This is a genomic window from Tritonibacter sp. SIMBA_163 (assembly GCF_046535935.1).
Taxonomy (GTDB): Bacteria; Pseudomonadota; Alphaproteobacteria; order Rhodobacterales; family Rhodobacteraceae; genus Epibacterium; species Epibacterium scottomollicae.
On sequence record NZ_JAWJBP010000002.1, the window covers coordinates 423652 to 438958 of the forward strand.

At 61.7% G+C, this 15307-nt stretch carries 14 protein-coding genes; 10 read left to right on the forward strand and 4 right to left on the reverse strand.

Annotated features, from left to right (window positions below):
• Position 1: 1 nt before the first annotated feature.
• Positions 2–1513, reverse strand: a complete 1512-nt coding sequence (locus R0J92_RS05945) for a divergent polysaccharide deacetylase family protein (RefSeq protein ID WP_411051029.1) — start codon at positions 1511–1513, stop codon at positions 2–4.
• A 194-nt stretch (positions 1514–1707) separates the two neighbouring features.
• Here R0J92_RS05945 and R0J92_RS05950 point away from each other — a divergent pair, with 194 nt between their 5' ends.
• The 7 genes from R0J92_RS05950 (at position 1708) to lexA (ending at position 7308) form a co-directional block, all read left to right on the forward strand.
• On the forward strand, positions 1708–2289 hold the full coding sequence (locus tag R0J92_RS05950; RefSeq protein ID WP_411051030.1) for an anthranilate synthase component II: 582 nt from the start codon (positions 1708–1710) through the stop codon (positions 2287–2289).
• Entirely contained in the window at positions 2286–3308 is a 1023-nt protein-coding gene (gene trpD, locus R0J92_RS05955; RefSeq protein ID WP_411051031.1) for an anthranilate phosphoribosyltransferase, read from the forward strand. Before R0J92_RS05950 ends, trpD begins: the two co-directional genes overlap by 4 nt.
• Positions 3308–4012, forward strand: a complete 705-nt coding sequence (locus tag R0J92_RS05960) for a uracil-DNA glycosylase (RefSeq protein ID WP_411051032.1) — start codon at positions 3308–3310, stop codon at positions 4010–4012. Before trpD ends, R0J92_RS05960 begins: the two co-directional genes overlap by 1 nt.
• Positions 4005–4814, forward strand: a complete 810-nt coding sequence (trpC, locus tag R0J92_RS05965) for an indole-3-glycerol phosphate synthase TrpC (RefSeq protein WP_411051033.1) — start codon at positions 4005–4007, stop codon at positions 4812–4814. The genes R0J92_RS05960 and trpC overlap by 8 nt, the downstream gene beginning before the upstream one ends.
• A 12-nt stretch (positions 4815–4826) precedes the next feature.
• The gene (moaC, locus tag R0J92_RS05970; protein WP_411051034.1) at positions 4827–5297 is read left to right on the forward strand and encodes a cyclic pyranopterin monophosphate synthase MoaC; all 471 of its coding nucleotides are present in this window, start codon (positions 4827–4829) and stop codon (positions 5295–5297) included.
• 2 nt (positions 5298–5299) lie between these two features.
• On the forward strand, positions 5300–6472 hold the full coding sequence (gene glp / locus R0J92_RS05975) for a gephyrin-like molybdotransferase Glp (RefSeq protein WP_411051035.1): 1173 nt from the start codon (positions 5300–5302) through the stop codon (positions 6470–6472).
• A gap of 137 nt (positions 6473–6609) precedes the next feature.
• Positions 6610–7308: a transcriptional repressor LexA gene (lexA, locus tag R0J92_RS05980; RefSeq protein WP_106163586.1), complete on the forward strand. Its 699-nt coding sequence runs from the start codon at positions 6610–6612 to the stop codon at positions 7306–7308.
• Between the two features lie 101 nt (positions 7309–7409).
• On the opposite strand, the gene R0J92_RS05985 is transcribed toward lexA, so the two are convergent.
• The gene (locus tag R0J92_RS05985; RefSeq protein WP_411051036.1) at positions 7410–9440 is read right to left on the reverse strand and encodes a ComEC/Rec2 family competence protein; all 2031 of its coding nucleotides are present in this window, start codon (positions 9438–9440) and stop codon (positions 7410–7412) included.
• 79 nt (positions 9441–9519) lie between these two features.
• Here R0J92_RS05985 and gltX point away from each other — a divergent pair, with 79 nt between their 5' ends.
• The 3 genes from gltX to R0J92_RS06000 all read left to right on the forward strand — a co-directional run bounded on the left by gltX (position 9520) and on the right by R0J92_RS06000 (position 13696).
• Positions 9520–10920, forward strand: coding sequence for a glutamate--tRNA ligase (gene gltX, locus R0J92_RS05990; RefSeq protein ID WP_411051037.1), 1401 nt, complete (start codon positions 9520–9522; stop codon positions 10918–10920).
• A gap of 139 nt (positions 10921–11059) precedes the next feature.
• Positions 11060–12355 (forward strand): citrate synthase, encoded by a 1296-nt coding sequence (gene gltA / locus R0J92_RS05995; protein ID WP_106163584.1) that lies wholly within the window; start codon positions 11060–11062, stop codon positions 12353–12355.
• Between the two features lie 285 nt (positions 12356–12640).
• Positions 12641–13696 (forward strand): calcium-binding protein, encoded by a 1056-nt coding sequence (locus tag R0J92_RS06000; RefSeq protein ID WP_411051038.1) that lies wholly within the window; start codon positions 12641–12643, stop codon positions 13694–13696.
• Positions 13697–13781: 85 nt separating this feature from the next.
• Here the strand turns inward: R0J92_RS06000 and R0J92_RS06005 are convergent, their stop codons facing one another.
• Both R0J92_RS06005 and R0J92_RS06010 read right to left on the reverse strand, forming a co-directional pair.
• Entirely contained in the window at positions 13782–14561 is a 780-nt protein-coding gene (locus tag R0J92_RS06005; RefSeq protein ID WP_411051039.1) for an enoyl-CoA hydratase-related protein, read from the reverse strand.
• A 72-nt stretch (positions 14562–14633) separates the two neighbouring features.
• On the reverse strand, positions 14634–15203 hold the full coding sequence (locus R0J92_RS06010) for a DUF2087 domain-containing protein (RefSeq protein WP_411051040.1): 570 nt from the start codon (positions 15201–15203) through the stop codon (positions 14634–14636).
• Between the last annotated feature and the right edge of the window lie 104 nt (positions 15204–15307).

The window sequence follows — 15307 nt, forward strand, 5'->3', positions numbered from 1 at the left end:
ATTACTGCGAGATCGGGTCCAGAAGGCGTTTCAGGCTGGTGGACACGGGCACCAGCTCGACCCTGCTGGCGCGGTCCTGCAGCCCCCAGATCAACAGAGCAGAGATAGTGTCGGGTTTCAGTCGGCCCAGCATGATCACCGCGCCTTCCTGTCCGGACCGGAACGCGGCCTGATCGAGGAACCTGCGCATGGCGCGCGGATCCTGCCCGGCGCCGTCAAAGTCGCGGAACACCACACCGGCAGGGTTCCCATCGCGCAGCGCCATCTTCTGCACCGTATTCAGACCGTTGTCCTGCAGCACCAACCCATAGCCGAGATCGGCGGCAATGGTGGCCACCTGATCGGCAAGTGGCCGGTTGCCCTGCACCCCGCCGTCGTTGCCTTCCAGCACACCAACCACTTCGGGCAGGCGATCGAACCAGACCGGCAGGGCAACTTCGGCGTCCTGCGGAGTCGCATCACGGGACAGATCCGCCAATACAAGCACCTCAAACCCTGCGGCGCGCCGGGCGGCCATGCGGTCCTCGGCCTGCGGATCGCTGGGATCGATGGCAAACGTCAGCGGATAGGGAAAGGCTTCCAGAGCCTCAGCACCCACTGCACCCTCTTCCTCAATCAGAATGATGGACATCAGCGGCAATCCCGGTGCGGGATCAGCCGGTTCCGCATTGCGCCGGAACGGCGGCTCCTGATCAGCCGTTGCAGTTTCCTGCGCCTCGTCCCGCTCGGTCAGCGGCAGGACGCGGGTGCCAATGCTGGGGCCTTCGTCCTCGGCTGTGTCGGTTCCGGCCTGCGGCAGCTCTGAAATGCTGAGGTCGAGGTCTTCGTCCTCGGAGGCACTGTCGTCGCTGCCGACCTGTGGTGTGGGCGTTGGCTGCGGTGACATCACGCTGGGCGGCGCGGTGATTTCTGGTGCCGCGTTGATCGTGGGCGGCTGGATCGCTGCCTCGTCAAGCTGAAGCGGTGCCTCACTGTTGCCGGAGGCGCCGTCCACAGCAGGAACATCAAGCTCCACATCGGGAGCCGCAAGCACGGGTTCATCAATGGGTGTTGGGGCGGGTGGCTGCGCGCTGCCCTCGACCACATCGGGCGACACATCCGCCGTCGGCGTATCCAGCCCCTCGCCACCGGGCGTGGTCTCCACGGATGCATCAGATGCGACCTGAACATCCGGCGTTACCCCCGCGCCCTCATCAGGGCTGATCTGCGCTGCGTCCTCGTCTGGAACCGTCACCTCGGGGCGCGCTGCGGACTGCGTGTCGATCTGGTCCGGCGCATCATCGAGCAGGCCCGCATCCTGAGCCGGCGCCTCGGGCGCGGTCTCGACCAGATCCGCATCACTGCCGGGGGTGTCCTGTGGCGGCGTGGGTTCGACCCGTTTGGCAAGGATCGTTTCCGGTGTCTGATCCGAGACATGCACCACCTGCGGCAATGGTCTCGACAACGACCACACCGCCGCCCCTGCAACCGCGACCAGCGCCCCCACGCTTACGCCTCCCAGAAATCCTCGCATGCCTGTTTCGCCCTCTGTCCTGTGCCCGTGGTCTGACCTTCTGTGAGACGCCTGAACGCTGAACATCTGCCCCTCATGCCACCTGGCAATCCGGATGTGCCCTTGACGCTGCCGCGCATCCCTGAACATGTATGGTCCGTCACACTATACTGCGGCGCGGCCCCCGCCCGCCACCCATAAAAGAGCGTCCCAAGATGTTGCTGCTAATCGACAACTACGACTCCTTCACCTACAACCTCGTGCATTATCTTGGCGAGCTGGGCGCCGAGATCGAGGTCTGGCGAAACGATGCGTTGGATGTGCAGCACGCCATGGCGATGAAGCCCGCCGGCATCCTGCTGAGCCCCGGCCCCTGCGATCCCGATCAGGCGGGCATCTGCCTTGCGCTCACCGAAGCGGCCGCCGAGACCCGCACGCCGCTGTTGGGCGTCTGCCTTGGTCATCAGACCATCGGTCAGTCCTTTGGCGGCAAGGTGGTGCGTTGTCATGAGATCGTGCATGGCAAGATGGGCAAGATGCATCACACCGACAAGGGCCTCTTTAAGGGGCTGCCGTCGCCGTTCGATGCCACCCGCTATCACTCGCTGGTGGTGGAGCGCGAGAGCTTTCCGGACTGTCTGGAGATCACCGCAGAGCTGGAAGACGGCACCATCATGGGCCTGCAGCACAAAGAGCTGCCCATCCACGGCGTTCAGTTCCACCCGGAATCCATCGCCTCCGAGCATGGGCATGCGCTCCTGCAGAATTTCCTGAATGAGATGAAGGTCCCAGCATGAGTGATGCGCTGAAACCTCTGATCGGTCTGGCCGCAGATCGCGCCCTGACCCGTACCGAAGCCGAAACCGCCTTTGCCGCGCTGTTCAATGGCGAGGCGACGCCAAGCCAGATCGGCGGCCTTCTGATGGCCCTGCGCACCCGGGGCGAGACGGTGGATGAATATGCCGCCGCTGCCGCCGTGATGCGCGCCAAATGCAACAAGGTCACCGCGCCTGCAGGGGCGATGGACATCGTCGGCACCGGCGGTGATGGCAAGGGCACGCTTAATATCTCCACCGCGACCGCCTTTGTGGTGGCGGGCACAGGTGTGCCTGTGGCGAAACACGGCAATCGCAATCTGTCTTCGAAATCCGGCGCGGCAGATGCGTTGACCGAGATGGGTATTCAGGTCATGGTCGGCCCGAAAGTGGTTGAAAAATCACTGAAAGAAGCGGGCATCTGCTTCATGATGGCGCCGATGCATCACCCGGCGATTGCCCATGTGATGCCCACCCGTCAGGAACTTGGCACGCGGACGATTTTCAACATCCTCGGCCCCCTGACCAATCCGGCAGATGTCAAACGCCAACTGACGGGGGCGTTCACCCGCGACCTGATCCGCCCTATGGCGGAAACCCTGCAACAGCTCGGCTCGGAAAAAGCATGGCTGGTGCATGGGTCTGACGGCACCGACGAGCTGACCATCACCGGCGTCAGCTGGGTGGCAGGCCTCAATGAAGACGGCAGCATTTCCGAATTCGAGGTCCACCCGGAAGAAGCGGGCCTGCCCGAACATCCCTTCGAGGCGATCGTGGGCGGAACCCCTGCCGAGAATGCCGAGGCGTTTCGCGCGCTTTTGAACGGTGAACCCTCCGCCTATCGCGACGCCGTGCTGTTGAACGCCGCTGCCGCACAGGTGGTGGCGGGCACCGTGTCCTCGCTCAAGGAAGGGGCCGAGCGCGCCGCCGAAAGCATCGACAGCGGTGCGGCCCTTGGCAAGGTCACGGCGGTTGCACGGATCACCTCGGAGGCCAGCTAATGGCCGCGCGAGACCTCCACACAGCCCCCCGACCCGCCGTCGGGGGCTGGGCGGAACTGCCGTTCTTTGACACACACTGGCCTGAGATCGAAGCACAGCTCGCAGCTGAGGCGCGTGAGATCCTACCGCCAGCACACCAGCGCTTTGCGGCGCTGGATCTGACCTCGCCAGAGGCCACCCGCGTGGTAATCCTCGGCCAGGACCCCTATCCCACACCGGGGCACGCCCATGGGCTGTCATTCTCGGTTGAACCGGATGTGGCACCCCTGCCCCGATCCCTGCGCAATATCTTTCAGGAGATGCGCGACGACATCGGCAGCTGCCCTGAGACCGGCGATCTGCGCCCTTGGGCCGAACAAGGCGTGCTCCTGCTCAATACGGTGCTGTCGGTGCCTGCGGGTGATGCCAATGGCCATAAGAAACTGGGTTGGCAGGCGCTTGCGCATCAGGTGCTCGATCATAGCTCTCGACGCCCGACGGCCTATGTCCTGTGGGGCAACCAGGCGCAGGCGCTTGAAAAACACATCCGTCCCGGCGATCACTTGATCCTGAAGACGGCCCATCCTTCGCCCCTGTCGGCGCGGCGCGGCTTTTTTGGATCGCGTCCGTTTACACGGATCAATGACTGGCTCTCCGCCCGCGGCGAGCCGCCCATCTCGTGGACAGCCCCACGGACCTATTCAGGGAGCCCCGCTGATGTCTGAGACCATTCTGGACAAGATCAAAGCCTATAAGCTCGAAGAGATCGCCGCCGACAAGGCAGCCAAACCGCTTGCGGAGGTTGAGGCAGAGGCGCGTGCAGCCGATCCCGTGCGCGGCTTTGCCGACCGTCTGCAGCAGGCCACACACGAGGGCTACGGTCTGATTGCCGAGATCAAAAAAGCCAGCCCCTCCAAGGGTTTGATCCGCGCTGATTTCGACCCTGCCGCCCTTGCGCAGGCCTATGCCGATGGCGGTGCCACCTGTCTGTCTGTGCTCACCGACACGCCGAGTTTTCAGGGTGCCAAGGAATTCCTTGTCGAGGCCCGCGCCGCCTGTGATCTGCCCTGCCTGCGCAAGGATTTCATGTATGACACCTATCAGGTCGCCGAGGCCCGCGCGCTTGGTGCCGATTGCATACTGATCATTCTCGCCTCCGTCTCGGACGAACAGGCCGCAGAGCTGGAAGCCTGTGCCATCGAATGGGACATGGATGTGCTGCTGGAGGTCCATAACGAGGACGAGTTGAACCGGGCCAGCCATTTGAAATCACGGCTGATGGGCATCAACAACCGCAATCTCAACACCTTTGAGACCTCGCTGGACACCACCCGCCACCTGTCGCGTCTAGTCCCGCCAGAGCGGGCGATCGTCTGCGAGAGCGGTCTGAACACGCCCGAGGATCTTTCCGATATGGCCCGCTATGGTGCACGCAGTTTCCTGATTGGCGAGAGCCTGATGCGTCAGGACGATGTGACCGCCGCCACCCGAGCGCTGCTCGCCAACCCGCTTGTTCCCGGCGTCTGAGGAGGCCTGCCCATGTCGCTCACACATTTTGATCAGAAGGGCGACGCCCATATGGTGGATGTCTCCGACAAGGATGTGACCGCACGCATTGCCGTGGCCGAGGGTCACATCAAGATGGCGCGCGAGACATTTGATATCATTGCGGAAGGGCGCGCCAAGAAGGGCGATGTCTTGTCGGTTGCGCGTCTCGCTGGCATCATGGGGGCCAAGAAGACCTCCGAGCTGATCCCGCTCTGTCACCCGTTGCCCATCACCAAAGTCACGGTCGAGTTGACGCTCGAGCCTGATCTGCCAGGTGTACGTGTCGAAGGCACGGTCAAGACCGCCGGCCAGACTGGCGTCGAGATGGAGGCGCTGACAGCGGTCTCCACCGCTTGCCTCACGGTCTATGACATGGCCAAGGCCGTCGACAAGGCGATGGAAATCGGTGGCATCCGCGTTCTGCTCAAGGACGGCGGCAAGTCCGGCCGCTACGAGGCCTGATCATGATCTCCGTCTCTGAGGCCCGCGCCGCCCTGCTTGATCTGGTCTCTCCCGTCGAGGTTCAAACTATTCCCTTGGCGCAAGCGGCGGGCCGGGTGCTGGCAGAGCCTGTCACTGCCCGTCGTGATCAGCCGCCGTTTGATGCCTCCGCCATGGATGGCTATGCCGTGAATGCTGCCGAAGTTGAGCTGCACGCGATGTTCAAGGTCATTGGCGAGGCTGCGGCCGGGCATGGTTTTGAGGGCAGTGTCGGTGCTGGGCAAGCGGTGCGGATCTTTACCGGCGCGCCGGTGCCGGACGGCGCCGATTTTGTGGTCATTCAAGAGGATGTGGATCGCAAGGGCGACCTCATCACGATCAGCTACGATCCGGGCGATAACGCCAATATCCGCGACCGCGGACGCGACTTTCGCGCAGGTCAAACGGTCGACGCCCCGCGCCGCCTGCGCCCTGCAGATATCGCGCTTCTTGCGGCCATGAACATAGCCGAAGTCCCGGTGCGCCGCCGTCCCGTAGTCGCTCTGATGTCCACCGGGGATGAGCTGGTCATGCCCGGAGAGGTTCCCGGTCCGGATCAGATCATCGTCTCCAATACCTTCGGCCTGAAGGCGATGTTCGAAGAGCACGGCGCCGAGGTCCGCATGCTTCCGATCGCCCGCGACACCGACGCCTCGCTGCGCACTGCCTTTAGTCTTGCGGCGGATGCGGATCTGGTGGTGACCATCGGCGGGGCCTCGGTGGGTGATCACGATCTGGTGGCCGGCGTTGCCGAAAGCCTCGGGTTGCAGCGCGCTTTCTACAAGGTCGCCATGCGCCCCGGCAAACCGCTGATGGCCGGTCGTTTTGGCACAGGCGCTATGGTGGGCCTGCCGGGCAATCCAGTCTCGGCGATGATCTGCGGTCGGGTCTTCGTGGTATCGATGCTGCAGGCCATGCTCGGCCTGTCGACTGCAGAAGAGGCACGCGCGCAAGCGCCGCTTGCGGTGGCACTCCCGGCCAATGGACCACGCCAGCATTATATGCGTGCGACCTGGACCGATCAGGGATTGCAGGCCTTTGACAGCCAGGACAGTTCGCTCTTGTCGGTTCTGGCGCAGGCCGAAGCACTGATCGTGCGCCCGCCTCATGACCCCGCGCGCGACATCGCGGACCACGTGGAATACCTGCCCCTTTAAGCGAGCACTCCCGCGAAAATCCTGTTGGCGGCACGACTTGCCAGGGCTTTTTATGTTCCCCTTATGATCCGACCCGTTGACACAAAACGAGAACATGAATAGAACATGACTAAAGGTATCGTGCAGAGAGGCCAGCCATGCTGACGAAAAAACAGCTTCAGCTTTTGGAGTTCATTCATAAGCGTCTGCAAAAGGACGGCGTCCCGCCAAGCTTTGATGAAATGAAAGTAGCGCTGGATTTGCGCTCCAAGTCCGGTATCCACCGCCTGATCACGGCGCTGGAGGAACGCGGCTTTATTCGCCGCCTTGCCCACCGTGCCCGCGCGATTGAGGTGATCCGCTTGCCCGACAGTCTTGGCGGCGGTCAGGACAGTTTTGCACCGCAAGTGATCTCTGGCGGCAGGTCGGACTCTGCGCCAGAACCGGAGTTGAAACCCGCCCCGAATACCGGCGCCACCGAGCTCGCGGTCATGGGCCGTATCGCTGCCGGGGTACCGATCGAGGCGATCAGCCAAGCCTCCGCGCATGTGGCGGTCCCCAACGGGATGCTGTCCAGCTCGGGTGAGCATTTTGCACTCGAAGTGCGTGGCGATTCGATGATTGATGCGGGCATCAATGACGGTGACGTGGTGGTTATTCATGAAACCGCAGCGGCCGATAACGGCGATATCGTTGTGGCGCTTGTCGAAGGGCATGAAGCCACGCTCAAACGCTACGTGCGCAGCGGTCGCATGATCGAACTTCAGGCAGCCAACCCCGCTTATCCAACGCAAACCTATGCTGAAGACCAGGTGAAGGTGCAGGGGCGTCTCGTCGGACTGATCCGCACTTACTGAGTATCTCGGGCCGCTTGTGCGGTGCGGTCTTAGGCAAGCAATGGCTCCGATTTGATCGGGGCCTTTTTGCGTTGCCGGCCCCTTTGGTTCGTCATGTCCTCTCACTTAGTCCGATGCGGCGACCACAGACGTGGCGATCGTTGATGCGCGGCAATCATTTTCCCGCCGTCGAAATAGGCAATGCTGCCGCTCACGCGTAGCCGGGCCGGAGTGAGCCAGTCGCAGCCACCTTCGGGCCGATCAGCCGCAACTGTCAGCACGATGACCTCCTCTCGTAAGCAGGTCGCCTTGAGCTGAGCCAGCCCTGTCTTGCCGATCACATGGATAAACCGACGCCCCTGCCACTCAAATGTCTGAACGCGCGCGGAGCTGTCACCCTGCCCGCGCGCAAAGGCGCGTTCCTGATCGACGCCATCGCCATCATTCTCCAGCCATATCCCGGCGACAAAGCTCTTGCCGCGCGCACGCGACAGGGCACGGCCGTCCTGTGTCATCACTCCGATCAGGCCGCCATCCGCAGCGATCAGCACCTGCGGGCGTTGCGACTGCGGCCACGCCAGCAACGCAATGCAGACTGGCACCACGCCCAGCCAGCGAAGCCGTCCTTGCCACAGCAGGACCAGCAATGCGCCTGAGATCAGAACCGGAAGGATCCAGTCATCCGGCGCCACAACATAGCCGCGTGCCCCCGGCCATCGTGCGACTGTTTCGGCCACGGTGAGGATCCAGCCGATCCCTTGCGACATGATCCAGAACCCAACGCCGCTTGCCCCGATGGGCGCGAGGCAGATTGCAAGAACCGCGCCAGGCACCACCACTGCGCCCATGAACGGCACCGCTGCCAAATTCGCAATCAAGCCATAGTGCGAGACCATGTTGAAATGCACCGCGCCAAAGGGCGCAGTTGCCAGTCCCGCAACAAGCGAGGACAGCACCAACCCCGCACACCAGCGCCATAAGGTCGTCCATGAGCCGCCGCGTCGCGCCGCAAAGAGCGGTTGCACTCCCCGGAACACCACGACAAGCGCCAAGGTTGCCGAAAAACTCATCTGAAACCCGGCGCTCAGCAGGCTCTCCGGTCGACGCAAAAGCACCAGAATCGCTGCCAGTGCCACGGCCCGTACCGAAATGGCGCGCCGGTCCAGCACCACTGCGACCAACATGACGGCGACCATGAGAAAGGCCCGCTCGGTCGCGATATTCGCACCCGACAGCAGCAAATAGCCAAAACTCGCCACCAACGCAAAAAGAGCTGCGATTTTCTTGATTGGCCAACGGAGTGCGATGATCGGCGACAATGCAAAGGCGCGGCGCAGACTGGCAAAGATCACCCCGGCGAACAGTCCCATATGAAGGCCGGATATTGCGAGCAGATGCGCCAGATTGCTGGCGCGCAACGCATCCGTGACAGCACGCGGCACATGGGCTCGATCGCCAGTGATCAGCGCCGCACCGACACCGCCGGTCCGGTCGGGCATGGCACTGCGCACCCACTCAGACACCTGTGTGCGCAGCGTTGCGATGGGTAACGCCTCCGGCCTCTGGGTGCGCAGAACCGGCACGCGAGTATATCCGACAGCGCCGAGCTGCAAAAACCAGGCATGGCGACGAAAATCAAACCCACCGGGTTCCGCTGGCCCTTGCGGCGGGGATAGATGCGCCGTTGTCATGACCCAGTCTCCGGGGGCCGGCGCCGTGCCTTGCATCAGGGAGACCCGGACCCGCGCCGGGGTACGTGACGGAGAGACATCATCCAGCCGCACATGTCGCAGCGTGATCCGCACCGCATCGGAAGCAGAGCGATCCACCGCGACCACCTGCCCCTCAACCGCGCCATAGTATCGAAACGTCAGAACCGGCGCGCCAATCTGATGCGCCCGTCCGCCCATGTAGCTGAACCCAAGCCCCACCAGGATCAAGGCGGCAGCCAGCAAACCAAAACCGTCGCCCCGCCGCGCTGGCCATATGAGCAGGCCACACCCGAGAAGAACAATGCCATACTGTCGAAGATCAGGTTCGGCCGGGGCGATAAAATACAGGCCAATGCCAAGACCAAAGAACACCGGAACCCAAGGGAACAAATGCCCCCTCTGGGCCTGCAACACTGCATCTAGGGCGCTCAGGATGCGCACGCTTGCTCCCTGCCTTCTGGCTCGGTACACAGGCGACAAACGTAGGCCCTCCAAGGTTTCCAAAAGGTAAATGCCCCACATGTCCCAACCGGTCGTCACCCGCTTCGCCCCCTCTCCCACCGGCTTTCTGCACATCGGCGGCGCGCGCACCGCGCTGTTCAACTGGCTCTATGCCCGGGGCCGTGGCGGTAAATTCCTGCTGCGCATTGAGGATACCGACCGGGCACGCTCCACACCCGAAGCCACCGCCGCCATTCTGCAGGGCATGGCTTGGCTGGGCCTGGATCACGACGGCGAAGTGGTGAGCCAGTTTGAGGGTGCCGCACGTCATGCGGAGGTGGCCAATCAACTGCTGACCGAGGGCAAGGCCTACAAGTGTTTCTCCACACAAGAAGAAATCGCCGCCTTCCGCGATGCCGCAAAGGCCGAAGGCAAATCGACCCTGTTTCAGTCCCCATGGCGTGATACGCCCGCGTCTGAGCATCCTGACGCACCCTATGTCATCCGCATCAAGGCACCGCGTGATGGCGACACCGTGATCCGGGACGAGGTGCAGGGCGATGTGACCATCAAAAATACGCAACTGGACGATATGATCCTGCTGCGCTCCGATGGCTCGCCCGTCTATATGCTGGCGGTGGTTGTGGACGATCACGACATGGGCGTGACCCATGTGATCCGGGGTGACGATCACCTCAATAATGCGGCGCGCCAGATGATGATCTATCAGGCGATGGGGTGGGACGTGCCGGTCTGGGCACATATTCCGCTCATTCATGGACCAGATGGTAAAAAATTGTCGAAGCGTCACGGGGCGCTCGGGGCGCAGGAATACCAGGCGATGGGCTACCCGGCGGCGGGCATGCGCAACTACCTGGCGCGTCTTGGTTGGTCCCATGGGGATGACGAGTTCTTTACCGATGCACAGGCCAAAGAGTGGTTTGACCTCAGTGGAATCGGCAAAAGCCCGGCCCGATTTGACACCAAGAAATTGGAGAGCCTTTGCGGCCAACATATTGCAATTGCTGATGATGCTGCGTTGCGGCAGGAAATCGAAGCCTATCTTGCGGCTGCCGATCAGCCCGCTTTGAGTGACGTACAGTCACGCGGGCTCGAAGCTGCCATGCACTGCCTCAAGGACCGGGCGAAGACCTTCCCTGAACTCCTTGAAAAAGCGCATTTTGTGCTTGCTTCACGCCCATTGGAGCGGGATGCAAAGGCGGAAAAGGCACTTGATCCTGTATCCCTTGGTATACTGACTGAATTGACGCCGCATCTGCAAAATGCTAGCTGGACGCGAGACGAACTTGAGGCCGCCCTGAATGAATTTGCCGCGGCCAAAGATACGAAGTTTGGCAAATTGGCTGGCCCCCTTCGGGCTGTGCTTGCAGGCCGCGCGGTAACGCCTTCGGTCTTCGATATGATGATTTGCCTGGGCCGGGATGAAACTCTGGCCCGGCTCAAGGACGTAACAGGCTGATTGCCCGCTGGGATCTGACGTTAAGATCTGGGTAAGCCCGTTCGGATAGGACTTCGCCTGCACTATAATCGGTGCGGGCGCCCCGCTGCGCGGGACGGGCCACCCGCCCTCTCTGCGCCTGTAACAGGAAGGGACATCTATGACCGACACACAGAAAACTGCCCAGCTCAGCCTGAATGGTGAGACTTACGAGCTTCCCATCTTCTCGCCGACGGCGGGGCCCGATGTTCTGGACATCCGCAAACTCTACGCTCAGGCGGGCGTCTTCACCTATGACCCGGGCTTCACCTCCACGGCGAGCTGTGACAGCACGATCACCTATATCGACGGCAACGAAGGCGTGCTGCTGCACCGTGGCTATCCGATCGACCAGCTGGCGGGGAAATCCCACTATCTGGAGGTCTGCTACCTGCTGCTCTACGGTGAGCTGCCGACCGCGACCCAGCTTGAGGATTTTGAAACCCGTGTGACCCGTCACACCATGGTCCACGAGCAGATGCACAACTTCTTCCGCGGCTTCCGCCGTGATGCGCATCCGATGGCGACGATGGTTGGCGTGGTTGGTGCAATGTCCGCCTTCTACCACGACTCCACCGACATCGCAGATCCGTGGCAGCGTGAGGTCGCGGCAATCCGCCTGATCGCCAAGCTGCCCACCATTGCAGCGATGGCCTATAAGTACTCCATCGGTCAGCCGTTTGTGTATCCGCGCAACGATCTGGATTACGCGGCGAACTTCCTGCACATGTGCTTCTCGGTTCCGGCGGAAGACTACAATGTCGACCCGATCCTCGCCCGTGCAATGGACCGGATCTTCACCCTGCATGCGGACCACGAACAGAACGCATCGACCTCGACCGTGCGTCTGGCCTCCTCGTCCGGGGCCAATCCGTTTGCCTGTATCGCAGCTGGCATTGCCTGCCTCTGGGGTCCTGCACACGGTGGCGCCAACCAGGCCTGCTTGGAAATGCTCAAGGAAATCGGTTCGGTCGAGAATATTCCGGAGTATATCGAACGCGCCAAGGACAAGAACGATCCGTTCCGTCTGATGGGCTTTGGTCACCGCGTTTACAAGAACACCGACCCGCGCGCCAAGGTGCTGAAGCAATCCGCCGATGAGGTTCTCGAACTGCTGGGTGTCGAAGACAACCCGCTCCTGCAGGTCGCCAAGGAGCTGGAGCGCACAGCGCTGAACGACCCTTACTTCATTGAGAAGAAGCTGTTCCCGAACGTCGACTTCTACTCGGGTATCATCCTCGAGGCGATGGGCTTCCCGACCTCCATGTTCACGCCGATCTTTGCGCTGTCGCGCACCGTCGGCTGGATCTCCCAGTGGAAAGAAATGATCGGCGACCCTCAGAACAAGATCGGCCGTCCGCGTCAGCTCTATCTGGGTGAAACGCCGCGCAATTACGTGGATATCGAAAACCGCTAAGTTCGGTTTCATTGATTTACCAAGACCCCGTCCGGCTTTCCGGGCGGGGTTTTTCTGTGCTGCCCCCTGTTCCAGCTAAAATGGTCGCCGCAAAAACCGGTCGGTCGCCATTGTTGTGAAAACGGAAACTTTGAGTTTTCCTAAATGAAGCATTAAATTGACCCTTTTTTGGTTTTTTGCAGTAAACAGATCGTAAATTTGAGGGTCCACGACACGGACTCAATTCCGTATTTCGATTTTGGCTTGATGCCTCAATCGTACTCATGAGGTAGTACAATGTTGCTGATGGCATTGATTGGATCGCTGGCAGTTGTTGGCGCCTTCGTCGCGTTTGACGGCGATGATGATGGAAACAACGACGACGTTGGCACCGGTGATGATCCCGTTGAAAAAGTGGACGTCAACACCGCGTTGCTCGGTACGGATGACACTGATCTCGTGTTCGGGACCGACGATTCAGACCAGATCTCGCTTGGTGACGGCGATGACAGAGGCTTTGGTGGCGCGGGCGACGATACAATCAACGGTGACGCCGGCGCAGATGCGCTTTGGGGCAACGAAGGATCGGACGATCTTTACGGCAACGACGGAACCGATGACATGTATGGTGGCTCCGGTGACGACTTCATCTCGGGCGGTGCCGGCGCTGACATTCAGGAAGGCGGCGCTGGCAATGACCGGATGACCGGCGGCAGCGGTCTGGACGTCATGATGGGCGGTGACGATGACGATGTTATGAACGGCAGCCTTGGCCAGGATTACCTGCAGGGTGACGCGGGCGACGACAGCCTGAATGGCGGCTACGGCAGTGACGGGCTGCATGGTGGGATCGGATCCGATACGCTGGACGGTGGCGCGGGCAACGACCTTCTGAATGGCGGCACAACTGAGCTTGACCCCAGCCGTTCCTCCCCGATCACCTTGCGCCAGGACTTCCTTGAGGGCGAGCGCGTCAATACCGTCGGCGATCAAAGCTACCGCATCGTGGATGATGGCAATCGCGATGTGCTGATTGGCGGCGACGGCGATGATCGGTTGATTGGTGGTGCCGGTGACGAACTGACCGGCGGCGACGGCGATGACCGCTTCGAGGTCGGCTACTGGCTGGAGGCCGGAGACCGCGCGACCATCAATGACTTCAACGTGGATGAAGACGTGATGCTCTATCGCTACGCCGGCGATGTCGCGCCCGAATTGGCACATGACACCGTGCTCAACTCCGATGGCACCACCGATGTGGAAGTCACCGCCAATGGCGAGGTCGTGGCCTATCTTGAGAACGTCGGTGACGGTTTTGATCCCGAAAGCCACCTGATCCTGCGTCAGAGCACGGCGGCCTGATCGCACGGGCACCATATGTGCTTGGAATGAAAAAAGCCGCCCCGGTTGGAGCGGCTTTTTTAGTGGCCTGCAACGATGCGCGCGATCAGCGCCCTTCGAAATCCGGTTTGCGCTTTTCAACAAAAGCGGTGACGCCTTCCATAAAGTCACGACTACGGCCCAGCTCCCCTTGCAGATGCGCCTCCAGCGACAACTGATCCGGCAGGCTGTTGCCCGTCGACTGACGCAGCGCCTGCTTGATGGCGCCAAAGGCCATTGAGGGGCCGGTGGCCAGATAGGTGGCGCGCGCTTTCCAATGGGCTTCGAACTCCTCATCCGGGATCGCTTCCCAGATCATGCCCCAATCGCTCGCCTGACGGGCCGAGATCTTGTCCGCAAACAAGGCCGCGCCCATCGCCTTGGCCAGCCCCATTTGACGCGGCAGGAACCAACTGCCCCCCGCATCCGGCATCAGACCGATCTTGGCAAAGGCCTGCAGGAAGTAGGCGCTCTCCGTGGCAATCACCACATCCGCCGCCAGCGCAAGGTTGGCCCCTGCCCCCGCAGCCGGTCCGTTTACCGCCGAAATCGTCGGCACGGGGCAATCATAGATCGCCTCCAGCATCGGGGTATATTCATCGCGCAGGGTCCGCTCCAGATCAATCTGGCTGCCACCGGAGGACGCGTCCTTGAGGTCCTGGCCGGTACAGAACGCGCTGCCCGCCCCAGTGAGCACCACCGCCCGCGCCTCGGTGGCGGCGGCCTTCATAGCATGGGTGATTTCCGCCCGCATCTGGCTGGTCAGCGCATTCATGCTCTGCGGGCGGTTCAACGTGACGGTCGCCAGCCCGTTGTCGAGAGAATACTGGATGTCGCGGTAGTCCATGCGTGAAATGTCCCTGTTCGATTTATACGCATGTTGACCTAAGCATCCGGGGTCGAAAAGACAAACGCCGCGTCAGGCAATATCGGGATTTTCCCGCGTTTTCCGGCGTGCCTCAAGGTCTGCCATCAGCGCCAGCCCATGCGGATCCATCGCCCGCTCGACCCTGGCATAGTTGGAGCCGTCGCGATCGCGGGTCAAAAGCTGCATCTCGACCAGGCTGCGACGAACCTGAGCCGCGTCCCGAAACAGGGTTTCCTCGTCGATCAGGGCGCTGATTTCGCGCTCGCTCCAGCTCTGGCGCGCGGGCAGTCGCGCCCAGATCACCCAGAGGCACAGCTCGCGCACGCCGCGTTTGGTCGGCCAGCTCTGCCAGCGTCCGCGTTCGTCGAAATAGCGTGCCGCGCGCTCGATCCGCTTGCGGTCGATCTCCGGGCTGGGCGGGTTCTGGCTGCGCAGCTGTTGAAAATTGCGATAGCCCGCCGCGCGCGCCACATGGTTCAGCATTTCCACATGGCCGGGGCTTTCGGGAAGGTTGGCACGCAGTTGTTTGGCAAAACCCGACACATCGGGAATGGTCAGACGGATCACATCCTTGGACATCATGTCCTCCGTTTTCAGGATGCCGGACATGGCCTGCGCCATGCGGATGTCCGCCCTTGTCCAGAGGCACCCCGATTGGGAGTCCACTGACGTCAGAAAACTCGCAGGTTTAGCGCGTGGCGGAGCCTTGGTGAACTGCAGACCAA